The sequence below is a fragment of the Tateyamaria sp. ANG-S1 genome, assembly GCF_000814025.1.
GTDB lineage: Bacteria > Pseudomonadota > Alphaproteobacteria > Rhodobacterales > Rhodobacteraceae > Tateyamaria.
Genome location: NZ_JWLL01000016.1, coordinates 1 through 22,590 on the forward strand (window position 1 = coordinate 1; position 22,590 = coordinate 22,590).

19 protein-coding genes and 1 tRNA gene are annotated in these 22,590 nt (G+C 62.9%); 10 read left to right on the plus strand and 10 right to left on the minus strand.

Annotation, left to right across the window (positions count from 1 at the left end; all coding sequences use genetic code 11):
* Positions 1–35 precede the first annotated feature (35 nt).
* From RA29_RS19955 to RA29_RS19965, 3 genes are all read left to right on the plus strand, one after another.
* Positions 36–812 (plus strand): DUF3592 domain-containing protein, encoded by a 777-nt coding sequence (locus RA29_RS19955; protein WP_152613096.1) that lies wholly within the window; start codon positions 36–38, stop codon positions 810–812.
* A gap of 71 nt (positions 813–883) precedes the next feature.
* The gene (locus RA29_RS19960) at positions 884–3,181 is read left to right on the plus strand and encodes a xanthine dehydrogenase family protein molybdopterin-binding subunit (protein ID WP_039689388.1); all 2,298 of its coding nucleotides are present in this window, start codon (positions 884–886) and stop codon (positions 3,179–3,181) included.
* A complete protein-coding gene (locus RA29_RS19965; RefSeq protein ID WP_052249836.1) occupies positions 3,159–4,250 on the plus strand; it encodes a DUF2235 domain-containing protein in 1,092 nt (363 codons plus the stop codon). Before RA29_RS19960 ends, RA29_RS19965 begins: the two co-directional genes overlap by 23 nt.
* A 36-nt stretch (positions 4,251–4,286) precedes the next feature.
* Here RA29_RS19965 and RA29_RS19970 read toward each other — a convergent pair whose 3' ends face one another.
* A complete protein-coding gene (locus tag RA29_RS19970) occupies positions 4,287–4,769 on the minus strand; it encodes a PaaI family thioesterase (RefSeq protein WP_039689393.1) in 483 nt (160 codons plus the stop codon).
* A 342-nt stretch (positions 4,770–5,111) separates the two neighbouring features.
* A complete protein-coding gene (locus RA29_RS19975; RefSeq protein ID WP_039689395.1) occupies positions 5,112–5,981 on the minus strand; it encodes a methylenetetrahydrofolate reductase in 870 nt (289 codons plus the stop codon).
* Positions 5,982–6,067: 86 nt separating this feature from the next.
* Between RA29_RS19975 and RA29_RS19980 the strand changes: the two genes are divergently transcribed.
* Positions 6,068–6,973 carry a LysR family transcriptional regulator gene (locus tag RA29_RS19980; protein ID WP_039689397.1) on the plus strand — a complete coding sequence of 302 codons (906 nt, stop codon included), beginning with the start codon at positions 6,068–6,070 and terminating at the stop codon, positions 6,971–6,973.
* Positions 6,974–7,034: 61 nt separating this feature from the next.
* Here RA29_RS19980 and RA29_RS19985 read toward each other — a convergent pair whose 3' ends face one another.
* A complete protein-coding gene (locus RA29_RS19985; protein WP_039689399.1) occupies positions 7,035–7,793 on the minus strand; it encodes an SDR family oxidoreductase in 759 nt (252 codons plus the stop codon).
* 99 nt (positions 7,794–7,892) lie between these two features.
* Here RA29_RS19985 and RA29_RS23475 point away from each other — a divergent pair, with 99 nt between their 5' ends.
* Positions 7,893–8,435, plus strand: coding sequence for a TetR/AcrR family transcriptional regulator (locus RA29_RS23475; protein WP_052249823.1), 543 nt, complete (start codon positions 7,893–7,895; stop codon positions 8,433–8,435).
* A 75-nt stretch (positions 8,436–8,510) separates the two neighbouring features.
* A complete protein-coding gene (locus RA29_RS19995; protein ID WP_039689400.1) occupies positions 8,511–9,296 on the plus strand; it encodes an inositol monophosphatase family protein in 786 nt (261 codons plus the stop codon).
* Here RA29_RS19995 and RA29_RS20000 read toward each other — a convergent pair.
* The 3 genes from RA29_RS20000 to putA all read right to left on the minus strand — a co-directional run bounded on the left by RA29_RS20000 (position 9,293) and on the right by putA (position 13,846).
* Positions 9,293–9,655, minus strand: a complete 363-nt coding sequence (locus RA29_RS20000; protein ID WP_039689403.1) for a GFA family protein — start codon at positions 9,653–9,655, stop codon at positions 9,293–9,295. The genes RA29_RS19995 and RA29_RS20000 overlap by 4 nt on opposite strands.
* Complete coding sequence (locus RA29_RS20005; RefSeq protein ID WP_039689405.1) at positions 9,652–10,386, minus strand: rhomboid family intramembrane serine protease; 735 nt, start codon at positions 10,384–10,386, stop codon at positions 9,652–9,654. Before RA29_RS20005 ends, RA29_RS20000 begins: the two co-directional genes overlap by 4 nt.
* A 97-nt stretch (positions 10,387–10,483) precedes the next feature.
* Complete coding sequence (gene putA, locus RA29_RS20010) at positions 10,484–13,846, minus strand: bifunctional proline dehydrogenase/L-glutamate gamma-semialdehyde dehydrogenase PutA (RefSeq protein ID WP_241462670.1); 3,363 nt, start codon at positions 13,844–13,846, stop codon at positions 10,484–10,486.
* Positions 13,847–13,976: 130 nt separating this feature from the next.
* Between putA and RA29_RS20015 the strand changes: the two genes are divergently transcribed.
* The 4 genes from RA29_RS20015 (at position 13,977) to RA29_RS20030 (ending at position 17,920) form a co-directional block, all read left to right on the plus strand.
* The gene (locus tag RA29_RS20015) at positions 13,977–14,477 is read left to right on the plus strand and encodes an Lrp/AsnC ligand binding domain-containing protein (RefSeq protein WP_039689409.1); all 501 of its coding nucleotides are present in this window, start codon (positions 13,977–13,979) and stop codon (positions 14,475–14,477) included.
* A gap of 43 nt (positions 14,478–14,520) precedes the next feature.
* Entirely contained in the window at positions 14,521–15,078 is a 558-nt protein-coding gene (locus tag RA29_RS20020; RefSeq protein WP_039689411.1) for a tetratricopeptide repeat protein, read from the plus strand.
* Between the two features lie 46 nt (positions 15,079–15,124).
* Positions 15,125–15,210: transfer RNA gene (locus tag RA29_RS20025), tRNA-Leu, on the plus strand.
* A 136-nt stretch (positions 15,211–15,346) separates the two neighbouring features.
* Positions 15,347–17,920, plus strand: a complete 2,574-nt coding sequence (locus RA29_RS20030) for a methyl-accepting chemotaxis protein (RefSeq protein WP_193743599.1) — start codon at positions 15,347–15,349, stop codon at positions 17,918–17,920.
* 194 nt (positions 17,921–18,114) lie between these two features.
* Here RA29_RS20030 and metG read toward each other — a convergent pair whose 3' ends face one another.
* From metG to RA29_RS20050, 4 genes are all read right to left on the minus strand, one after another.
* Positions 18,115–19,827, minus strand: a complete 1,713-nt coding sequence (gene metG, locus RA29_RS20035; RefSeq protein ID WP_039689412.1) for a methionine--tRNA ligase — start codon at positions 19,825–19,827, stop codon at positions 18,115–18,117.
* Between the two features lie 60 nt (positions 19,828–19,887).
* The gene (locus tag RA29_RS20040; protein ID WP_039689414.1) at positions 19,888–21,111 is read right to left on the minus strand and encodes an MFS transporter; all 1,224 of its coding nucleotides are present in this window, start codon (positions 21,109–21,111) and stop codon (positions 19,888–19,890) included.
* Positions 21,112–21,177: 66 nt separating this feature from the next.
* Positions 21,178–21,765, minus strand: a complete 588-nt coding sequence (locus tag RA29_RS20045) for a YceI family protein (RefSeq protein WP_039689416.1) — start codon at positions 21,763–21,765, stop codon at positions 21,178–21,180.
* Positions 21,766–21,828: 63 nt separating this feature from the next.
* Positions 21,829–22,470, minus strand: coding sequence for a hypothetical protein (locus tag RA29_RS20050; protein WP_052249824.1), 642 nt, complete (start codon positions 22,468–22,470; stop codon positions 21,829–21,831).
* Positions 22,471–22,590: the final 120 nt, after the last annotated feature.

The following is a 22,590-nucleotide window of genomic DNA, read 5'->3' on the forward strand; positions in this document are numbered from 1 at the left end:
TTTGGGGGCGGCGGCTGTGCGCTAGCGTTGGGGCTATGAAGGATTATACGAATGGTCCTGCGCCAGGCTTTTTTCGGCTTTGGTGGCACAGGAGGGCGCTTTTCGCGATTATACCGTTTTTGGTCGCTTTGCTGTTGACCGCTGGCAGTTATCATAGCCTGAAATTGGGCATGGCTTTTGATACACGCGGCGTCGTGGTCGAGGCGACAGCCACGGATAGGCGCGAGCGGCGTGTGCGGCGCAACGACAAGACCGAGACCGACTATTTCGTGACATTCGAATATGTTGCAGAAGGTGCGACCCTGTCCGTGGAGCGTAAGGTTGGATTGGGACTGTACCGCAGGTTGGAGCCGGGCACGCCGCGCGAGATCCGGTATTTGCCCGAGCAGCCACGCCGGATGGAGTACACCATTGGCAAGACCTGGAGCGATGGACAGGTGATGCGTTGGGCGGCTCTGGCCTTTGGCCTTGTCGCGCTTGGCGCATTCTGGTGGACCGCACGGTCGGTGATCGAGGCACTGCGCGCGCGCAAATTTGGGCACGCCGAATGGGTTGATGTGGTGTCTGTTGAGGAGCGCGTGCGGAAAACCAAGAGCGGCAAATCCGTCCGCTCCTTTCTTGTTTGGCAGGACGATCACGGTGGGCGTGGGCAAAGCATGTCCGCGCGTTCGAAGGCGCGATATGAGCGGTATCGTCCGCCTGCGCGCGTTGAGGTCTATCGCGACAGTCGGGGCAAAACCTGGTGGGTCGGAGACGTCGGCCCGCGCGCTTCTGCCCCCACGGTGCCGGATGCAGGCAAACCCGCGTCGTAACTGGCGCTGGACACTGCGCCCGTCCACGATAGGTTCGCGGTAACAGCCCAACCGGCACACAGGAGTTCCCCATGGAAAAGTTCGGCAAGTCTCAACCCGTAAAACGCCGCGAGGACGTGCGCTTTTTGACCGGTGAGGGGCGCTATGTGGATGACATCGCCCCTGCGAATGCGTTGCAGTCTTTCGTGTTTCGGTCGCCTGTGGCCCATGCGGTGATCACCGAGCTCGACGTGAGCGATGCGCGGGAGGCGGAGGGTGTGCATGCCGTCTATACCCTTGCCGATCTGGAGGCCGCGGGGTTGAACGTTGCCATGCAAGGGGTGACTGTGAAGAACCGGGATGGGTCGGACGGGGCGGCCCCTGAGCGGCCCATTCTGGCGCGAGGCCGGTTGCGCTTTGTCGGTGAGCCGGTGGCTGTGATTGTCGCCGAGACGCTGGCGCAGGCGCGCGATGCGGCTGAGTTGATCATGCTCGATTACGACGACCTGCCGGCCAAGATGGATATGGCGGCGGGTGGAGAGACTGTGCATGCCGAAGCCCCGGACAACGTGGCCTATGACTGGCATATGGGGGATGAGGCGGCGACGCAGGCGGCATTCGACAAGGCTGCGCGGGTGGTGTCGCTGGATGTGGGTGATAACCGCATCATCGTGAATTCGATGGAGCCCCGTGGCTGTTATGCCGAGCCCGAGGGCGACCGGCTGCATGTGGCCATCAACGGGCAGGGCGTGTGGGGGCCGAAGGATCAGTTGGCGAAGGGGCTGAACATGCCTGCCGACGATATTCGTGTGACCAACCCGGACACCGGCGGTGGTTTCGGTATGAAGGGGATGATGTACCCGGAGTATTTTGTCGTCGCCCATGCCGCCCGCGCATTGAAGCGCCCGGTGCGCTGGATGTCGGAGCGGACGGAGGCCATGCTGTCGGACAATGCGGGGCGGGATCTGACCTCGCTGACCGAGTTGGCCTTTGACGCGGGTCACCGGATCATTGGCTATCGCGTGTTCACCGAGGCGAATATGGGAGCCTATAACTCGCAATATGCGCAAGCCATTCAGACGCAACTGTTCAGCCGGGTGCTGACCGGGGTGTATGACATGCCTGCCGCTTACCTGCGTTCGGTCGGGTATTTCACCAACACGACGCAGGTGGATGCCTATCGCGGGGCGGGGCGGCCCGAGGCGATTTACATTCTGGAGCGTGCGATGGACCGGGCCGCGCGTGAGCTGGGTGTGGATCCGCTGGAGCTGCGCCGCATCAACTTCATCAAGCCGGATCAGTTTCCGTACAAGACGCTGGTGGACGAGACCTATGACGTGGGTGATTTCGACAAGGTGCTGACCCGTGCAGAGGCGGAGGCGGATATCCCCGGCTTCGCTGCGCGCAGGGCTGCCGACGCGGCCGAGGGCCGTATGCGGGGCCTGGGCCTGTGTTACTATATCGAAAGCATTTTGGGTGATCCTGCCGAGAGTGCGAAGGTTGAGTTTACGGATGAGGGCCGTGTGAACATCTATGTCGGCACCCAATCGAACGGGCAGGGACATGAGACCGTCTATGCCCAGTTCCTGAGCGATCAGACCGGTATTCCGGTTGAGATGATCGATGTGGTGCAGGGCGACAGTGACCGCATCAAGCAGGGTGGCGGCACCGGTGGGTCGCGGTCTGTGACTGTGCAGAATACGGCCACTTTGGCGACTGTGTCCGCGATGACCGAGGCGTTTGTGGCGTTTCTGAGCGAGGAGGAGGGGGTGCCTGCCTCCGGGATTTCCTTTGATGATGAGCAGTTCCGGATCGAGGGGTCGAACATGACGCCCACGATGCTGGAGGTCGCTGATATGGCCCGCGAGAAGGGGCGCGAGGACCTGTTGGTGCATGAACAGCGCACCACGCTGGAGGCGCGGAGCTTCCCCAACGGCTGTCATGTTTCAGAAGTTGTGATTGATCCCGACACGGGCGTTGTGACTGTGGATCGCTATGCGGTCGTCGATGATTTTGGCAATCTTATCAATCCGATGCTGGCCGAAGGTCAGGTGCATGGCGGTGTTGTTCAGGGCATTGGGCAAGCGCTGACAGAGCATGTTCAGTTCGATGAGGATGGCCAATTGCTCACGGCAACGTTCATGGACTATGCCTTGCCCCGTGCCGACGACGTTCCTTACATCGGATTCACGTCCGAGCCGGTGCCGTCTACTGCCAATGTCATGGGCATGAAGGGCTGTGGCGAGGCCGGGACGGTTGGAGCGTTGGCTGCGGTGTCCAATGCGGTGCAGGATGCGCTGTGGGAGCACGGCGTGCGGCAGGTGGATATGCCATTCACACCGATGAAGGTTTGGGACTTGATGAGGGATGCTCGGATCGCGGCTGAATAACGCCATTGCGCACTGGCTGCGCCGCCGCTTGCGCGCGGGTCTTCCCAATGTGGACCCGCCCGTGCGCGGGCAGACGATCCATGTCATCATCATTGATGGGACCATGTCGACCCTTGAGCCGGGGGACGAGACCAATGCCGGGCTGACGGCAAAGCTGCTGGAGGAGATGGGTACGGCCGTGTCGCTCTATTACGAGCCGGGGCTGCAATGGTCGCATTGGCGCAAGGCGGGTGACGTTGTCTTTGGCCGGGGGATCAACCGGCAGATCCGGCGGGCGTATGGGTATCTTGCGTCACGGTATAGGCCCGGGGACAAGGTGTTTTTGCTGGGGTACTCGCGAGGTGCTTATGCCGTGCGGTCACTGGCGGGGATCATTGATCGCGTTGGCCTGTTGAAGCCCGAGGCTGCGACCGAGCGGAATATCCGGGATGTGTACCGCCATTATGAGTGCAGCCCTGATGGGGATGCGGCGCGAATTTTTGTACGCAACAATTGCCATGCGGCGGTCGAGATTGAGATGATTGGCGTGTGGGACACGGTCAAGGCGCTGGGCCTGAACATGCCGTTCCTGTGGCGGCTGAGCGCGCCGCGTCACGCCTTTCACAACCATCAGCTGGGCAAGTCCGTGAAGCATGGATTTCACGCGGTGGCGCGGAATGAGACGCGCGTCGCCTATGCCCCTGTGATGTGGGACACGACCGAGGGCTGGGATGGGCATCTGGTGCAGATGTGGTTCCGGGGCGTGCATGGCGATGTTGGGGGGCATCTGTCGGGGCGGCGGGCGTCGCGCCCGCTCGCCAATATTCCGCTGGTCTGGATGCTGGAGCAGGCGGAGCGCTGCGGGTTGCCCTTGCCCGAGGGCTGGGCAGGGCGGTTTGTGCAGGATGCCTCGGCCCCGTCGATGGGGACGTTTGTGGGTTTGGGGAAATGGTTTGTGACGCGGCGGCCCCGCCTGGTGGGCGTTGATCCGTCCGAGCGTGTGCATCCCACGGTGGCGCAGGCACCGCCGCCGCGGTCGTGGTCCGATTGGGTGGCCGATTTGCGTGGGACGGGGGCGGACGCTCTTTAGCCTGTGGCTAAAGTCGCCCCACCCGCCGTCCCGTATTCAGCGTAGTTTCATGATGATGCAGGTGGTGGAGCCAGTGGCATAGAGTTTGCCGTCATCCACGCCGCGGATTTCGCCCGTGGCCACGCCCGTGCTGCGCCCGGCGTGGTCGATGCGGCCCGTGCACGCGATTTCCATCCCCAGGGGGATGCCGCGGGTGATGTTGATCTTGTATTCCAGCGTTGTGTAGACGGACCCGGCGGGCACTTTGGTCATCACCGCGCAGGCCATGGCGCTGTCGAGGAGCGTGCCGTACCAGCCGCCATGCACTGTGCCCATCGGGTTTGTCACGTCGAATTCGGGTGTGCCGCGGAAGGTGACTTCGCCATCTTGGACGGCATGCAGTGCGTAGCCCAGCGTATGGCCGATGGGGGGACCCGGTACTGTGCCGTCGAGGATGCCCTGCATGAAGGCGAGGCCGGACATGGAGAGAAGTTCGTCCTGGCTGGGCAGGTCGGCCATGGTTTGGGCGAGGCGGGGCATGGTAACGTCTCCGGGTCGTGATGCCGGGACGGTAGTGGGATCAGACCGATTGGTCTAGTGGGAAGTGGTGGCGGGGGCCAGCCCCCGTCGCCTTTGGCGACTCCCCCGGGATTTTTCGAAACAGGGAATTCGAACCGGTCCGCTTTAGCGGCAAAGGCCGTGGGGCGGCCTTTGAGGTGAGAATGGGCAGAGCCCAGGACCCGTCCGCGCAGCGGTAAACGCCGTGGGGTGGCGCCCTTCTCGCGCACCGCTGTACCGCACGCTTGTTGAGGTGAGAATGGGTGGGGCTGAGCTTCGGCGTGTGCGGGGTTGCGTGCCAGAGACGGTTTGTGAGGCTTGGGTCTACGCCACATTGCGCATCTGTGTTGGGCGGACGAGGCCCAAGGCGCGGCAAACCTTCAATGTGAGGTCGGGGCGGTTGAGCGTGTAGAAGTGTAATTTGTCCACGCCTTCGGAGATCAGAGTGTCGCAGAGGTCTGCGCAGTGCGTGAGGGCGAAGAGGTGCGCGCGGTCCTCGCGTTCGGCCCGGTCGAAGGCGGTGGACGTGGCAGCCGGGATGGGTGTGCCGCAGGTTTCTGCAAACTTGCGGGCACGCGCCCAGTTGGCGACGGGGAAGATGCCCGGCGTGATCGGGGCGGTGATGCCTGCGGCTGCGCAGGCGTCACGGAAGCGCAGGAAGCTGTCGGGCTCGAAAAAGAATTGGGTGATGGCTTCGGATGCGCCTGCGTCGAGCTTGGCCTTGAGCCAGTCGATGTTTTGTTGGGGCGAGGCGGCGTCCGGGTGGCTGTCGGGGTAGGCGCCCACGCGGATTGTGAACTGGTTCAGGTCGGCGAGGGCGCGGATCAGGTCGATGCTGTTGGCAAAGCCGTCTGGATGCGCCTCGAACGCGCCGCCGCCGGGGGCGTCGCCGCGCAGGGCCACGATGTCCTTGACCCCGCTTTTGGCGTAGCGCTGGGCGGTGGCCAGCACGTCATCGCGGCTTTGGCCCGTGCAGGTGAGGTGGGCGGCGACCGGCAGGCCGGAGGTTTTGCGCAGGGTTTGGGCCGCTTCCTGCGTGAGCGATTGTGTTGTGCCGCCTGCGCCGTAGGTGACCGAGACGAAGCGGGGGTTCAGGGGCGCCAATGCCTGTACCGTGTCCCAGAGGTGGAAGGACGCATCCAGCGACTTTGGAGGAAAGGTTTCGAACGACAGGGCGACGTCGGGTGTGGGCATGGGGGGCTCCTTTGGGCTTGTTGCAGGATGCCCTGCCGAGTATTTTGAAGCAAATTCATAACTCTCATCATCAACATGAGTTCTATATGCATATCGAGTTTCGTCATCTGCGCACGATCAAGGCCATTCACGAGGCGGGCGGGTTGGCCCGTGCAGCCGATCAACTGCACATCACGCAGTCGGCACTGAGCCATCAGATCAAAGGGTTGGAGGATCAGGCGGGTGTGGAGCTGTTTGTGCGCCGGTCGAAGCCTTTGAAGCTGTCGGCGGCGGGTTTGCGGTTGCTGCGGTTGGCCGAGCAGGTGTTACCGCAGGTAGAGGCGGCGGCGGCGGAGTTTTCGGCCTTGCGCGATGGATCGTCCGGGCGCTTGCATATTGCCATCGAGTGTCATGCCTGTTTCGAGTGGCTGTTTCCTGTGCTGGAAGTGTTTCGGAAGAGTTGGCTGGATGTGGATGTGGACATTCGTCCCGGCCTTGCTTTTGACGCGCTGCCTGCGCTCATGAAGGAGGAGGTGGATCTGGTGGTGTCGTCGGACCCGGAGGATCTGCCCGGTGTCACCTTTGTCGAACTTTTTGATTACGCGCCGGTTTTTGTAGCGGCCTCGACCCACCCGCTGGCACAGAAGCCGTATGTGGAGGCAAGGGATTTTCGGGATCAGACGTTGATTACCTACCCGGTGGAGCGGACGCGGCTGGATGTGTTCAGCCAGTTGCTGATCCCGGCGAAGGTGGAGCCCGCAGCCGTGCGGCAAGCGGAGTTGACGGCGGTGATTTTGCTGCTCGTGGCGTCCAATCGCGGGGTGTCGGTGCTGCCGGATTGGGTGGTGCGGGAGGTGAAGTATTCGAGTGATTATGTGACTCGGCCGTTGACCAAGGAGGGGCTGACCCGGCGGCTGTATGCGGCGGTGCGGGACGATGATCTGGGCAAGCCGTATATGGAGAAGCTGATTGATCTGGCCCGGGTGGAGGCACGGAAGTTGCAGGCGGCGTAGGGTCGGGGGCGGCTCTGTTTGCCGTTGGCAAATGCGCCCGCCCGCCGACCCAGGTTTTTTCTTAGTTGCGTCCGGCCATCACGCCGCCATCGACATCGTGGATTGCGCCGGTTGTCCAGCTTGCGTCGTCTGACAGCAGAAAGGCGATGTGCCGTGCGACGTCGTTCGCTTGACCGACCCGCCCGATGGGATGGAAGGCGTTGAACCCTTGGGCGAGCGTTTCGCTGATCTTGTCGGGGTCGATGAATGCACCGTAGATCGGCGTTTCGACCACGGCAGGTGATACCGCGTTGACGCGGATGCCTTGGTCACCAAGTTCCATGGCGAGGTGTTGTGTCAGGCTGTGCAAGCCCGCCTTGGCCATGGAATAGGCGGAGGAGGGCGTGGCCTTGATCGCCTGTTTTGCCCACATGGACCCGACATTGACGATGGCGCCGCCGCCGTGTTGGGCCATGTTGCGCGCCACCGCTTGCGTTGCAAAGAAGGTGCCGCGGTTCAAGTTTGCGTAGCTGTCATAGTCCGTGCCGTCGTGGTCGAGGAATGGTTTGGGGGCGAAGGTGCCTGCCGCGTTCACAAGGCCGGTGATGTGAGTGCCGTCTGCGTTGATCTTATCGACCAATGCAGTGGCCGATGCCGGGTCGCCGATGTCCGCCTGTATGGTTTCGACGGATGCGCCTGTTTGCCCGACCATGTCCGCAGCGGTCGCCAGTTTGGTGCTGTTGCGGCCCACAAGGACAATGCTGTGATCTGCGTTGCCCAGCTGCTTTGCGGTCGCAAGACCCATGCCGGATGTGCCGCCGATGATGTAGATGCGTTTCATGTTCTGATCCTCTATCTATCAGTAGGTAGATAACTGGATGCTTTCATTTCCAAGTTCAACCCCCTATCTAGTGATAGGTAAAATTTTCGAGGCAGCGGCATGTCCAAGCGGGCGGAACAGATTTTGGAATTGGCAGAAGCCGAGATGCGGCGCGGCGGCTTTGATGCGGTGAGTTTTCGCGATCTTGCAGAGGCCGCAGGGATCAAGAGTGCGTCGGTGCACTACCATTTCCCGACCAAGGCCGATCTGGGCAAAGCCGTTGTGCAGCGATATGCGGATGCTTTTCTGGATGGGTTGGGTGCGCCGTTGGATGCGGGTGCTGCGCCGGCGGAGCGTATGGATCACCTGGCAAACGCTTACCGTGCCGCCTATGCCGTTCGGGGATCATCATGTTTGTGCGCGGTGCTGGGGGCTGTCCAGGCCCATCTGCCGGATGTGGCCACGCAGGAGGTACGCGCCTTTTATGATCGGCTGCAGGCTTGGATTGCAGACGCCCTGGCCGATCATGCCCCTGAGCTGCCGCCGCGGGTTGTCATTTCGCTTTTGCAGGGTGCCATGATCCTGGCCGTTGCCACCGAGGATGCCACGGCACTGGATGATGCGCGTGCAAGCCTTGCCGCCCTTGTGCTGCAGGGCGTTTGAGCGGACCCCCCTTGGCAACCCCGCATGCGCGGCGTATAGCGCGCCCTTGATCTTCCCCATCCCCGGAGCGTCCCCATGCAAGGCAGCGCAAATCTCAACATCATGATGAAGGCCGCGCGCAAGGCGGGCCGGTCGCTGGTCAAGGACTTCCGCGAGGTGGAGAACTTGCAGGTGTCGATGAAGGGGGCGGGTGACTTCGTGTCAAAGGCTGACCTGGCGGCCGAAGAGATCCTGAAGGAAGAGTTGCGCACGGCCCGGCCCAACTATGGCTGGTTGGCCGAAGAGGGTGGCGAGGAAGACGGCGAAGACCCGACCAGGCGCTGGATCGTGGACCCGCTGGATGGCACGACGAACTTTCTGCACGGGCTGCCGCACTGGGCCGTGTCCATTGCGCTGGAGCACAAGGGGCAGATTGTAGCGGGTGTCGTCTATGATGCGGCCAAAGACGAGATGTTCTTTGCCGAGAAGGGTGGCGGTGCCTTTATGAACGACAGCCGGTTGCGGGTGTCGGGGCGGCGGCAGTTGATCGAGTGTGTCTTTGCCACCGGCCTGCCTTTTGGCGGGCGGTCGGATTTGCCTGAGACGTTGAAGGAGCTGGCGCGGTTGATGCCGACCTGCGCCGGTGTGCGTCGCTTTGGGTCCGCAGCGCTGGATTTGGCGTACGTTGCCGCCGGTCGCTACGATGGGTATTGGGAACGTCGTTTGAACGCCTGGGACATCGCCGCCGGGTCGCTGATTGTGCGCGAGGCTGGCGGGCTGGTTGAGCCGCTGACCGAGGGCGGAAGCATTCTCGACGATGGCGAGATCATTTGTGCCAACGAGAACATGTTTTCTCAGTTGGCCAAGATCATTCGCATCTAGGTTTTTGTGTCCGAGGGGTGGTTCACCCCGTCATGCCACGGCATCGGTTCGTGCTCGGCCGGGTTCACGCCTTCGAGCGTGCCCATGTTGACGCCGATCTCATCCGGGTTTGAGCGGCGGTTGTGGTACATGTAGATGCCGCAGATGCTGCAGAAGTGGTGTTTGGCGGTATTGGTGCCCCATTGGTAACGCGTTAGCTTGTCCGCACCTTTGACGATTTTGACGCCGTCCTTGGGGGCCGTGACCGCAGGGGCCGCGCGACGGCGGCAGAAGGAGCAGTCGCAGCGGGCAGCGGTTGCCAGCCCGTCGGTGAGCGTCACGTCAAGCACGACCGCGCCGCAATGACAGGTGGCTTTCATCGTCTGACCTTTGGGATGCGGGAGGTGGAATAGCGGGCCTCCGGGTGGGGCGGATGCCCGTCAGTGCGCCGCCAGAAGCCCGGACCGCCGAGCCGCAGCCAGAGCGGGATCGTGAGCAGGATACCGGCGATGAACCCGCCCGCGTGCGCCCAGTAGGCGACCCCGCCCGCGTTCGGGTCGCTGCCGACGCCGCCGATGAACTGCATCCCGAACCAGAGCGCCAGCATGATCCATGCCGGGATCGGGAAGACCCGGAAGATGATGATCAGGATCAGCAGGATGTCGATCCGTGCCTTGGGAAAGAGCAGGAGGTACGCGCCCATGACCCCTGCGATGGCCCCCGATGCTCCGACGACTGGGACGATGGAATCGGGGGCGGAGAGGATGTGGATCATGCCTGCGGCGATGCCGCTGGCGAGGTAGAAGCCGAGGAAACGCCCATGCCCCATCTCGTCTTCGACATTGTCGCCGAAGATGTAGAGGAAGAGCATGTTGCCCCCCAGATGCAGCCAGCCGCCATGCAGGAACATGGAGCTAACGAGCGTGAGTGCCCCGTCGCCAGTGACGATCCGGGCGGGGATTGCGGCGTAGTCGAAAAAGAAGCGGCTGAGGGCGCGTTCGTCCGAGAACAGGCCGACATAGCTGAGGAAAATCAGGATGTTCACCGCCATCAGTGTGTAGGTGATGTAGGGTGTGCGGCCTGATGGGTTGTGATCACGGATCGGAAACATGCCCCGACACTTGGCTGGCGCGGGGCCGGGGTCAAGGGGCGTGCCGGAAACCGACACGGTTTCCGGTCCGTTTTCTCTGTCAGAAAACGGCGCTGCCTCAGCTCGCGGCGCTCAACAGGGCCGCGTTTCCGCCCGATGCGGTGGTGTCTACGCAGACGTGTCTTTCGATCAGTGCGTGCGCGCGGTCGGGTTGGCCTGTGATCAGCGGGATGATCGGGCCGTCACGTTTTGCGAGTGCTTGCGCCATTGCGCGGGCGGTGTCCGTGTCGCCCCACCAGAGTACGCCCCCATAGGCCGGGCCATTGGTGAGTGCGGGTGGTTCGACGGACCCCGTCGTTTCGATCGCGATGCCGCCGAGGGCGCGCACGGCTTCTGCCTGTGCGGCTGCTGTCTCTGCGCCCGGACCGGCGCAGAGAAGAGCTGGCCGCGGGTGACGGCTGTGCATGTTGGATTCGCCCGTGGGGCCGGGCAGGGCGGTGCTGCTTTGGTGCTGGGATTTCGTTTTGGGTAACGCGGGCAAGGGGGCGGCCTTTGACCATGTGTCGGACACCTGCGTCGGGGTCACGGCCCGGAAGCGGAGCAGGTAGTCGGGCCCGCCCGCCTTTGGTCCCGTGCCAGACAGGCCGTGCCCGCCGAAGGGCTGGCTGCCGACAATGGCGCCGATTTGGTTGCGGTTGACGTAGAGGTTGCCCGCGCTGATCCGGTCTGTGATGTGCTGCACGCGGTCGTCGATCCGTGTGTGCAGGCCGAAGGTCAGCCCGTAGCCTGTGCCGTTGATGGCGTCGATCACTTGGTCGAGGTCTTGCGCCTTATAGGTGGCGATGTGCAGGACCGGGCCGAAGATTTCGCGGTCCATGTCTTCGATGCCGGTCACGCGGATCAGGGTGGGAACGATGAAGTGGCCGTGTGAGGGCGCTTTCACTTGGTGCAGGAGCCGTCCCTGCGCCTGCGCGTCGGCGATGTATGTGGCGATGGTGGCGTGCGCTTCGCTGTCGATGACGGGGCCCACATCGGTTGACAGGTGCCATGGGGTGCCGATCCGGAGCGCGTCCATGGCGCCCATCAACATCTCGGTCAGGTGGGGGGCGATGTCTTCCTGCACGTACAGGCAGCGCAGGGCGGAGCAGCGTTGGCCTGCGGATTGGAAGGCGCTTTCGATGATGCTGCGCACGGCCTGTTCGGGCAGGGCGGTGCTGTCCATGATCATGGCGTTGAGACCGCCGGTTTCGGCAATGAGCGGTGTGCCGGGAGCCGCGGTGTCAGCGAGGCTGGCGCGGATGCGCAGGGCGGTTTCGGTGGAGCCTGTGAAGGCGACCCCGGACACGCGCGGGTCGCTGGTCAGCGCAGCGCCGATGTCGCCTGCGCCCAGCAGGAGTTGCAGGGCGTGGAGCGGCACGCCTGCCTCGTGCAGGAGCGAGATGGCGCGGTGGGCGATGAGGGGTGTTTGCTCGGCTGGTTTGGCCAGCACTGCGTTGCCAGCGGCGAGGGCCGCGGCGATCTGGCCGGTGAAGATGGCGAGCGGGAAGTTCCAGGGAGAGATGCAGGCGAAGGTGCCTGCGGGCGCGCTGTCGTCGGCCTGAGTGGCGTAGTAGCGGAGGAAATCGACCGCCTCGCGCAGTTCGGCGACGGCGTCAGGCAGGGTTTTTCCGGCCTCGCGGGCGAGCAGGGCGAAGAGTTCGCCGAAGTGCTGTTCGTAGAGGTCGGCGGTTGCGTTCAGTGTGACGCGGCGTTGGTCTACCGGTGCATCCCATGGTGCGGCGTCCACGTATGCCTGTTTGACCATATCGGGTGTTGCCCATGACACGTGCCCCACCGTGTCGGAGGGGTGTGCGGGGTTTAAGGCGGTTGTGTTTTCCCCCTTTCCGGGTGTGACTGTCAGTGAGGCCGCCTGCCATTGATGCTGCGTGAAGGGCGCGCGGGCGGTGTCGATCTGGTCGAGCGTGGGCAGGTGCGTGAGGTCGAAGCCTCGGGAATTGCGCCGCTCGGGGGCGAAGAGCGCGGGGCCGTCCGGGATGGTAATTGAGGTGTATTCCAGCGCGTCGAACGGATCGGCGGCCACGACCTCTGGCGGGACGTCCTTGTCCACGATCTGGTTCACGAAGCTGGAATTGGCTCCGTTTTCCAAGAGCCGCCGCACGAGATAGGCGAGCAGGTCGCGGTGCGCGCCGACTGGGGCATAGATGCGGCAGCGGGTGTTCTGGGCGCGCATGATCATGGTGTGTAGCGCCTCGCCCATGCCGTGGAGACGTTGGAATTCAAAGTGTTGGCTGTCGGCCATGTGCAGGATGGCGGCGACGGTGTGCGCGTTGTGTGTGGCAAATTGGGGGTAGATGCGGTCGGTCAGCCTCAAAAGCTTGCGCGCGTTCGCGATGTAGGAGACATCGGTCGCCGCCTTGCGGGTGAAGACGGGGAAGCCTGCGACGCCCTCGACCTGTGCGCGCTTGATTTCGGTGTCCCAATAGGCGCCCTTGACCAGACGGACCATGACCCTGCGGTCGTGCTGCGTGGCCAAGTCGTGGATCGCGTCGATCGTAGCGCCTGCGCGCGGGCCGTACGCCTGCACAACGATGCCGAAGCCGTCCCATCCTGCAAGCGCCTCTTCCCCCATCACGGCGTCGATCACTTGCAGGGAGAGGGACAGTCGGTCTGCTTCCTCGGCATCGACGTTCAGGCCCATGCCTGCGGAGGCGGCGAGCAGGGCGAGTGAGCGCAGGCGCGGCACCAGATCGCGCATCACGGAAGCTTCCTGTGCGCGTTCGTAGCGCGGGTGCAGGGCCGAGAGCTTGACGGAAATGCCGGGGTTCTGGCGGATGTCGTCCGAGGTGCAGGCCCGCGCGATGGCCGAGATGGCGCGCGAATAGCTCAGGTGGTAGCGCCGTGCATCTGCTTCGGTCAGCGCCGCCTCGCCCAGCATGTCGTAGGAATAGGTGAAGCCCTTGGCCTCCATCCCCGCGGCGCGGTCCATGGCGCTGTCGATATCCTCGCCCAGCACGAACTGACGGCCCATCTCCTTCATCGCGCGGGATACGGCGGTGCGGATCACAGGTTCGCCCAGCCGTTTGATGGCACCCCTCAGGTGGCCGATGGGGCCGGGCTGGTCGTCGTCCAGCACGCGGCCCGTGAGCATCAGGGCCCAAGTGGAGGCGTTAACGAGGGTGGAGGTCGAATGGCCCAGGTGCTTGCCCCAATCGGACGGTGCGATCTTGTCCTCGATCAGCGCGTCGATGGTGTCAGCGTCGGGGACGCGCAGGAGCGCTTCGGCGAGGCACATCAGCGCGATACCTTCGTCGGTGGAGAGGCCGTATTCGGCCAGAAATGTTTCCATCAGTCCGGGTGCCGATTGCGTGCGGATGGCGGTGACAAGCTGTGTGGCTGCCGCGCAGATGGCTACGCGGTCGCTTGGGGTCAGGTCGGCTTGCTGGACAAGAGCGTGGAGGGTCGTGTCGGCGCAGGCGTACATGCCTGCGTCGAGTTGCAAGGCGATGTTCGGGTCGATGTCGCGTGGCATAGCGCTTTCCCATTTCGTTTTGCATAGTGTATCACCGCTTGCGAAGGTATAATTTCCAATCTGACAGGGTATAGCAGAACAAATGGTAAAGCAGCAGGCGGACGAACCGCAAAAACAGTCAGTTGCGCTGGACCGGCTGGATCAATCGATTCTCGCCGCATTGGCCGAGGATGGGCGGATCAGCATCACCGACCTTGCCGTGCGCATCGGTCTGTCGAAGTCGCCGACACAAGCGCGGCTGCGGCGGCTGGAAAAGTCCGGCATTATCATGGGATATCGCGCGCTTCTGGACCCGATTTCGCTGGGCCTTGATCACGTGGCCTTTGTCGAGGTGCGGTTGAGCGACACGCGCGAGGCGGCCTTGCGCGCCTTCAATACCGCCGTGCAGCAGGTACCGGAGATCGAACAGGCTCATATGATTGCAAGCCATTTCGACTATCTGCTCAAGGTGCGCACGCGCAACATGGCGCATTATCGTCAGTTTTTGGGGGATGTGATTTCCGGCCTGCCGCATGTGGCGTCTACATCGACCTACGTGGCGATGGAGGCGGTCAAGGAAGTGATGCTGCCCGGGCTTGAGTAAGTGGCGGCTTGACCGACCGGTGTGTTGGGTCATCTTTGCCGGTATGAAACGACCTTTTGTTGCCATTCTCTTTGCCTGCGCGCCCGTATGGTCGCTTGCCTGCCCTGCGTCTCCGGACATTGCGGAGGAGATGCGCGCCTTGATCGCCGAGGCCAACGCGGCCCCGGATGAGCGTGCCGGTCGGGCGGCGTCTGACAAGATGTGGCAGGTGTGGTTGCGGGCACCTGACACGGCTGCCCAGGAGGTTCTGGATCGTGGTATGCGGCAGCGTGGCAATTTCGATTTCGTCGGCGCTTACGAGAGTTTCGATGCGTTGGTCGCGTATTGCCCGGACTATGCCGAAGGGTACAACCAGCGCGCCTTTACCAGCTTTCTGCGCGAGGATTTTGAGGCTGCGCTGGTTGATCTGGACCGCGCGCTTGCGTTGTCGCCCGATCATGTCGGTGCGCAATCGGGCCGTGCGCTGACCCTGATGAACCTTGGCCGCCGCGACGATGCGCGTGCGCAGCTTGAAGCGGCCCTTCAGAAGAACCCATGGCTGTCCGAGCGTCATTTGCTGGCCGATGGGGCACCTTTGGGGCCCTTGGGCCAGAAGCTTTAACCCGAGCCTTGAGGTCGCGCGCCCGATTGCCTATCACACATGAGACGCGGGCGTGATGGAATGGTAGACATATCGGACTTAAAATCCGAAGGGCTGACGCCCGTGTGGGTTCGAGTCCCACCGCCCGTACCAGTTATCTGAACAATTGTAAGTTTCGGCGCCCTTTATGGTGCGCCGAAATTAAGCTGGCGGTAATGGCGCTGCCTTAAACGATCCTTCAAATCCGCTTTGGGCCGCCATGCCGGTCCGCCGCAATGCCAAGGATCACATGATGCCAGAAACTGGTCACAGCCGGTCATTTTTGTCCCGTTTCAACACCTTGATGTTCAAGGCAGTGGCGATGACGGCCGTTCTGACGGTTGCTGTCCTGGCTGCGATGGTGACGTTCGACCACTCTGCGCAGCGCAATTTGCTACACAATGAGATGGCCGCCCGCGCAGAGAATGTGACCGAGCTTCTGGCCATGCAACTGGGCGGATCGATCAGGTTCGGGAATGACGTTGCAATCAGGGAGATCACCAAAAGCGCGTTGTCTGCTGCAGAACCCGAGGCGCGCGGCATTTTCGTAACGGACCTCGACGGCGCGACATTGTATGCCACGTCGATGGGCACGGATGCCGCATTGGATCCCGGCCCCTTCGCCCGTGAGGCCATCGAAGGCGGTGTGTCTGTCAGGTCGGCGGACGGCATGATTGTGGCCTATCCGGCTTTTTTCGGAGCGGACGGGGCTGTTGCGGGCGCTGTCGTCACCACATGGGATGACGCTAGAATTCTGTCTTTGCTCACGCAGAATCAGATGACCGCGATTGCCGTCGCTACGGGCGTGTTTTTCCTGGCTATGGCCTTTGTCACTGTTTATGCGTGGTTTAATCTGTCGCGCCCGCTGAATCGTGTCGCCCACGTGATGAAAGCGATGGCGCGCAAGTCTTACGACATGGATGTGCCCGGCACCGCCCGAGGGGATGAGATCGGCAATATTGCCCGGCGTCTGGACGGCTTTCGGGTCGCCTTGTCCAAGGCCCAGAAAAGCCAGCGCGAAAGTGCGTTCAAAAGCGCGGCCTTTCAGGGGTCTACCGCCCCGATGATGATTGTGGACGAGGGCGGGTACATCAGGTTCACGAACGCTGCTTGCGACAGGCTGCTTGATGATCTCGCGCCCGGACTGGCCGAGATATGGCCTGACGCGCACTCTGACACGTGGATCGGCGCTGATCTGAGCGGTCTGCAAGGCTTTGGGCATCTTCTCAGGCCTGACAATGGGGACACCACGTCTGACGTCGGGACCACGTTCATTCGTGTGGGCGATAGGCATATCCGTGTGACCTTCAGTCCGGCGCGCGATGAGGCAGGTCACCCCATTGGTGCGGTTGTCGAATGGGCGGAACAGACCGTTGCCCACCGAAATGCCGCCCTTTTGGATGGGATCGACAGCACCCAGATGCGCATAGAATTCGATGCGCAGGGACGTTGTTCTGACCTCAACAGAGTGGCGGCGGTTCGGCTCGGGCTGGACCCGCAAGAACTGGATGGTGTGTCCTTGGGGACGATCATCGCGCCGGAGCAATCGACGACGGAGATCCCAGCAGATATTTTGCTTGCGTTGAAGAATGGTGACGGCATCCACGGCAAAGTCGATCTGTTGCGTCTGGATGGCGAGCGGGTGGTGGTTGACGCCAGTTTCATAAACGTCTCAACAGATGATGGCAGTCTGGAACGGTGCATTCTGATCGGAACCGATGTGACCGAGGCGGAGAGCGAAGTACGGGAGGCGCGTGACCAGCAGGTCAGGTTGTCGGATGAACAGGCGCGCGTTGTTGCGGCGTTGGGTCAAAGCCTGCAGTACCTGTCTGACGGGGACCTCACCCTGGAACTGACGGAACCGTTTCCGGCAGATTATGAAAAGCTGCGACAGGACTTTAACAACGCGCTGGTTGGGCTGCGCGAGGCCATGACTGCTGTGACGCACAATGTTGAATCGATCCGCAGTGAAACCACCGAGATCACCAGCGCTGCAGATGATTTGTCCCGCAGGACAGAACGTCAGGCTGCCACGCTTGAGGAAACAGCTGCCGCTTTGGACGAGCTGACATCGTCGGTGCGCTCTGCGGCCGAAGGGGCAGATGCGGCCAGCAAGATGTCCGAGGATGCTCAGCAGAATGCCGAGCAGGGCGGCGAGATTGCGCGCCAGGCCGTGGTGGCCATGGACGGGATCAAGGCATCCTCGCAAGAGATATCAAAGATCACCTCGGTGATTGATGACATTGCCTTTCAGACGAACCTTCTGGCCCTCAACGCGGGCGTCGAGGCGGCGCGCGCTGGTGAGGCAGGTCGTGGGTTTGCGGTGGTCGCAACCGAGGTGCGTGCCCTCGCGCAGCGGTCCTCGGACGCGGCGCGGGAGATCAATACGTTGATTTCCACCAGTGGTGAGCAAGTGCAGCAGGGCGTCGATCTTGTCGACCGGACTGGCACTGCGCTCGCCGCAATTGTGTCTTCGGTGGACGACATTTCGACCCGAGTGGCGGAAATTGCATCATCGGCACGTCAGCAATCGGCGGGCCTGAACGAAATAAACGCCGCCGTGAATGAGCTTGATCACGTCACACAACAAAACGCGGCCATGTTCGAGGAAACGACAGCCGCCAGTCATGCTTTAACAGGTGAGGCGGATGCGCTTGCTGATGCTGTGGCGAAGTTCAATATCGGTCCCAGCGGGTTGACCGCGCGCGCTTTGACCGTGGCCAAGGAAACGGCTCAGCCTGCGCCGCAGCAGACGGATGGCGCGCTCGCCATGCAAATCAATACCGAAGACGAGCCTGTGGCGACTGGGTGGGAAGAGTTTTGAAGGCCGCTTCTCGGGTGAACGCCCTAGGGATTGGGCTGCGCCGTCCGGAATGGGACCGCTGCCGTGAAGGTGGGGCGCGTGTCGTTAAACGGGCGGCGCTACGATGTAATGTCTACGGCCCTGACCACAGCCGCTTTCTCAAGCACAGCGCGCACCCAAAGTGCGGCGCTCCCCAGGGCAGCGCCGGGATGGCACTATGTTCGGATACCGGAAAAGCGGTCTTGCCAGGCGCTGCGATCTTCGTCGCTGATCTTGGCAAACAGATTGTCGGGCACAGTGAACAGATGACCGGCAGGCAATCGGTTCAGCGCGTCGGCGGCTGTGTCTGGCCAGTCCATCTGCTTCTGCCCAAGCGCATGCATCATCTGGGCAGCGGCGTCCGGGATGAAGGGTGCTGACAAGACGGCATAAAGCGCAATCAGGTTGAGTCCGAGCCGGATTTGCATGGCGGCCTGATCTTGGTCTTCTTTGATCGTGGCCCATGGTGCCGCGGTTTGCAGATACTCGTTTCCGGACACCCAGATCGCCCGCAGCTCCTGCGCGGCCTTGCGGACCTCCATGGCCTCCATAAACGCTGCGTACCGCGCGATACGTTTGTCGAGGTCATCAATCAGGGCGTTTTCGGCGGTGCCGTACGCGCCGCCATTTGGCACTGTTTCACCGAATTTCGAACGGCAGAACTTGGTCACCCGGCTGACGAAGTTTCCAAGCACATCGGCGAGGTCTTTGTTCACGCCTTGCTGAAACAGCTCCCACGTGAATTCGGAGTCCGAGGTTTCCGGGCAATTCGACAAGAGCCACCAGCGCCAGTAGTCAGCCGGCAGGATGTCGAGCGCCTGGTCCATGAACACGCCACGCCCCTGGCTGGTCGAGAATTGGCCGCCATCATAGTTCAGGTAGTTGAACGACTTGAGGTGATCGACCATCTTCCACGGCTCACCTGAGCCCAGGATCGTGGCCGGGAAGCTGAGCGTGTGGAAGGGCACGTTGTCCTTGCCCATGAACTGGGTGTAGCGCACGTCATCCGCGCCTTTGTCGGTGCGCCACCAGCGTTCCCAATCGGCGCCGCCCTGCGCGTCCGCCCATTCGCCCGCGCAGGCGATGTATTCGATGGGCGCGTCGAACCACACGTAAAACACCTTGCCTTCCATGCCGGGCCAGTCGTCATCCCCGCGTCGCACCGGGATGCCCCAGTCGAGGTCGCGCGTGATCCCGCGATCCTGCAGGCCGTCGCCGTCATGTAGCCATTTCTTGGCGATGGAGGTGGTCAGCACCGGCCAGTCGGTTTTGCTATCGATCCAGGCATCCAGATCGTCCTTGAGCGCGGACTGGCGCAGGTAGAGGTGCTTGGTCTCGCGCACTTCGAGGTCGGTAGAGCCGGAGATGGCGCTGCGCGGGTCGATCAGGTCTGTGGGATCAAGTTGCTTGGTACAGTTCTCGCATTGGTCGCCGCGGGCCTTGTCATAGCCGCAATTGGGGCAGGTGCCTTCGATGTAACGGTCGGGCAAAAAGCGCCCGTCGGCATGGGAATAGACCTGCTTTTCAGTCACTTCGCGAATCAGCCCGGCGTCAGCCAGCCGCCCTGCGAAATGCTGGGTCAGCGCATGGTTGTGGGTCGAGGAGGAGCGCCCGAAATGGTCGAAGGACAGGCGGAACCCCTTGGCGATTTCAGACTGGACCGCGTGCATCTCGGCGCAGTATTCGGCGACGGGTTTGCCCGCCTTGGCTGCGGCGAGTTCGGCCGGTGTGCCGTGTTCGTCGGTGGCGCAGAGAAACAGCACCTCGTTGCCGCGCGCGCGCTGGTAGCGGGCGTAGAGGTCGGCGGGCAACTGGCTGCCGACGAGGTTGCCGAGGTGTTTGATGCCATTGATGTAGGGAATGGCGGATGTGATCAGGTGACGCTGCATGATGGGCCTTCGCATGGTTGCGGCCCATGTAGCAGTGTGGTGTCGGCTGGAAAAGGCCCCTTACTTTCCGTCGCGGCTGCGGCCCAGCAAACGCCCGATCTGGAACGAGGTGCGCGGTGCGTATACATAGCGGGTGCGCTCGGACGGGGTTGCGCGGGCGCGCATACGGGCGAGGCCGAAGATGATCAGGGCGACATGGCCGACGGCGATCATGGCAAAGAGGGCGGGTGGCCCGAAGGCGTCGATGAGCGCTGAGGCCGTAAACGGTGCCGCGATGGCCCCCAGAGCGAAATAGAACATGAGCGCCGCGGACAGCTCTACCCGTTCGGAGCTGTCCGCGAAGTCGTGTGCGTGGGCCGCGGCCACTGAATAGATGGGAAAGGTCGTCAGTCCAAAAAGGCCAGCGGTGATCATGATGCCTATAGCGTTGAGTCCCGTGGCAAAGGCGGTGATGCCGCAACTTGCCACAGCCGCGCCCGAGAGCCAGATCAGCACCCAGCGCCGGTCGTATTTGTCGGCGAGCCAGCCGACAGGGTATTGCGCGATGGCACCGCCCAACACGAACGCCGCCATGAACCATGCGATCTGTTGGGTGTTCAGGCCGACCTCTTGCCCGTAGATCGGTCCGACCATGCGGAACGACGCGCTGGAGAGGGCTGCGACGACCACCCCGGCGGCAGCCAGCGGCGAGCGTTGTGCGGCGAGGCGCGGGCGCAGGCGAGGGGCAGCGGGTGTTTCGGGCTGTTTGACTTTGGTCAGTGTCAGCGGCAGCAGGGCGGCGCAGCAGACGATGGCCAGTATGTTGTAGCTGACATAGCTGGCCGGTTCGAGCACGCCGATCACCAGTTGCGCGGCCAGCGATGCGCCCATGTCCATCACGCGGTAGACGGCCATAGTGCGTCCTCGGCTTTCATTGGTGACCTTGGATTGCAACCATGCCTCGATCACCGTGTAACAGCCTGCCACGCACATGCCCGATGCGACCCGCATGACCGCCCAAGCCATCGGGTCCACCACCAGCATGTGCGCAATGAGGCCAATGGCGCCCGCGGCGGTGAAGGCGGCAAAGGCGCGGCTGTGGCCTACGCTGCCCATCAGTCGCGGTGCCCACCAGCAGCCGATGAAAAAGCCAAGGAAGTGGGCCGAGCCCAGCAGGCCAATCTCCTGCCGCGTGAAGTCGAGCACCAGGCCCGAGAGCGCATCCAGCGGGCCGAGCGCCCCAGAACTGAGTTGCAGCAGAATGACCGAGAGAAACAGGGCCGCGAAGGAAATGAGCATACGCATGGCGTGGCCCTTGTGGCGCAAGTCCGGTGCCGTTCCTAGCGGGTATTCGACGGTTGGGGGTCGTTTTTAGCCCGTGGCGCTAATTTCTGCGGTGATGTCGATGCCGATGGCGTTGTCGACAAGGTCCGGATACCCCGTGGCCCCAAAGTCGCGGCGGTCCACGCGGCCCTTGAGCATGACGGTGAGTTGGCTGAAATCATCAGCGGCGCTGCCGCGTGCGCGAAACAGGCCTGCGTCAAAGCGCACGGGGCGAGTAACGCCGCGCAGGGTCAGATCCCCTTCGAGCGTGGCCCCGTCCGAGATGCGCCCGCCGGGACCGACGCGCACGCGGGTTGAGCGGAACTGTGCGGTGGGGTGGGTTGCGGCATCAAGAACGGATTCGGATTTCAGCGCCTCGGTGGCAAAGATCAGTCCGGTGCGCGCACGGCGGACATCGGCCCGCACGACTGCTGTTGAGGCGGGCAGGTTGTTCGGATCGACCTGTAGATCCGCCTGACTGACCGGTATGGTGCCTTTGACCGGCGCACCGCTTAGCATGAAGGTATAGGTGATCGTGGCACCGCCTGTGCCCAGACGGTAGGGCGTTGGAGCGGCGAATGAGGTGCGGGGGGCGAGTGTGGCGAGCGCGCAAAGCAGAAGGTGACGGCGGTGCATGGCAATGTCCTGTGCAGGGGCTTGATGCAAAGGTAACACGCTAGCCTGAGGTTTAATCGGTGCTCACGCGGCCTTGATCGTTCCGGAGATGCGCGGCAGGGGCTGGCCGGGGGTGCGTGTGACTTCCCACGCCCGTTCGGGAGCCGTGCGGGCGCGCAGCCGCGTGAGCCGCCAATGCCCGGGCGTGCCCCTGTGGTCAGGGCCAAGGTGCCAGCGGCTTTCCACCCCTTGTGCGCCGCCCATGCCGGGGGTGAGCAGCAGGGCCAGCGGTGCGGCCCCTTTGCCCGCGCCCCCATTTTCGGCGGCCAGGTGCATGCGGCGCACCGGGGTCAGGCCGGGCAAGCCCGGCAGGTCGGCAATCACTAGGGGCACAGTACCCGACCGCAGCACCTCTTCCATGCTCCAGAGGACATCATCGGGGCGTCTGGCATGGACCAGAAGCAGCCGTGCCGGATCGACAAAGGGGGCAATGCCGCAGGGGTTCAGGCTTTCGCTGTTCCAGTCCGGGCTGATCCAGATCACCGGCCCTGTCGTTTGGGCCGCCAGCCACAGGGCAAAGCGGTGGCGGGCAGGCCCGCAAGCCTCGTGCACGCGGCCAAGCGCCAGCCCGTCGCCCAACCCGTGCTGCGCACCCTCGGGCAAGAGCGGCAGACACGGGGCGGTCCGGGTCTGGGTGTGATGTGCAAGTGACGTGGGCAGCGGCATACTGATCAGTATAGATGTTCTATTTTTGTTCTCAAATGAATTTTGCATGTTGCGGGGCAGGATTTTGGGCTTGTCCCTCTTTCGCGCACCGTTAGGGTCGGCCTGATGACCAAAGGAGCA

Coding starts and splice junctions, on each gene's coding strand:
- RA29_RS19955 (WP_152613096.1), top strand. CDS start 36: ATGAAGGATTATACGAATGGTCCTGCGCCAGGCTTTTTTCGGCTTTGG.
- RA29_RS19960 (WP_039689388.1), top strand. CDS start 884: ATGGAAAAGTTCGGCAAGTCTCAACCCGTAAAACGCCGCGAGGACGTG.
- RA29_RS19965 (WP_052249836.1), top strand. CDS start 3,159: ATGCTCGGATCGCGGCTGAATAACGCCATTGCGCACTGGCTGCGCCGC.
- RA29_RS19970 (WP_039689393.1), bottom strand. CDS start 4,769: ATGCCCCGCCTCGCCCAAACCATGGCCGACCTGCCCAGCCAGGACGAA.
- RA29_RS19975 (WP_039689395.1), bottom strand. CDS start 5,981: ATGCCCACACCCGACGTCGCCCTGTCGTTCGAAACCTTTCCTCCAAAG.
- RA29_RS19980 (WP_039689397.1), top strand. CDS start 6,068: ATGCATATCGAGTTTCGTCATCTGCGCACGATCAAGGCCATTCACGAG.
- RA29_RS19985 (WP_039689399.1), bottom strand. CDS start 7,793: ATGAAACGCATCTACATCATCGGCGGCACATCCGGCATGGGTCTTGCG.
- RA29_RS23475 (WP_052249823.1), top strand. CDS start 7,893: ATGTCCAAGCGGGCGGAACAGATTTTGGAATTGGCAGAAGCCGAGATG.
- RA29_RS19995 (WP_039689400.1), top strand. CDS start 8,511: ATGCAAGGCAGCGCAAATCTCAACATCATGATGAAGGCCGCGCGCAAG.
- RA29_RS20000 (WP_039689403.1), bottom strand. CDS start 9,655: ATGAAAGCCACCTGTCATTGCGGCGCGGTCGTGCTTGACGTGACGCTC.
- RA29_RS20005 (WP_039689405.1), bottom strand. CDS start 10,386: ATGTTTCCGATCCGTGATCACAACCCATCAGGCCGCACACCCTACATC.
- putA (WP_241462670.1), bottom strand. CDS start 13,846: ATGTACGCCTGCGCCGACACGACCCTCCACGCTCTTGTCCAGCAAGCC.
- RA29_RS20015 (WP_039689409.1), top strand. CDS start 13,977: ATGGTAAAGCAGCAGGCGGACGAACCGCAAAAACAGTCAGTTGCGCTG.
- RA29_RS20020 (WP_039689411.1), top strand. CDS start 14,521: ATGAAACGACCTTTTGTTGCCATTCTCTTTGCCTGCGCGCCCGTATGG.
- RA29_RS20030 (WP_193743599.1), top strand. CDS start 15,347: ATGATGCCAGAAACTGGTCACAGCCGGTCATTTTTGTCCCGTTTCAAC.
- metG (WP_039689412.1), bottom strand. CDS start 19,827: ATGCAGCGTCACCTGATCACATCCGCCATTCCCTACATCAATGGCATC.
- RA29_RS20040 (WP_039689414.1), bottom strand. CDS start 21,111: ATGCGTATGCTCATTTCCTTCGCGGCCCTGTTTCTCTCGGTCATTCTG.
- RA29_RS20045 (WP_039689416.1), bottom strand. CDS start 21,765: ATGCACCGCCGTCACCTTCTGCTTTGCGCGCTCGCCACACTCGCCCCC.
- RA29_RS20050 (WP_052249824.1), bottom strand. CDS start 22,470: ATGCCGCTGCCCACGTCACTTGCACATCACACCCAGACCCGGACCGCC.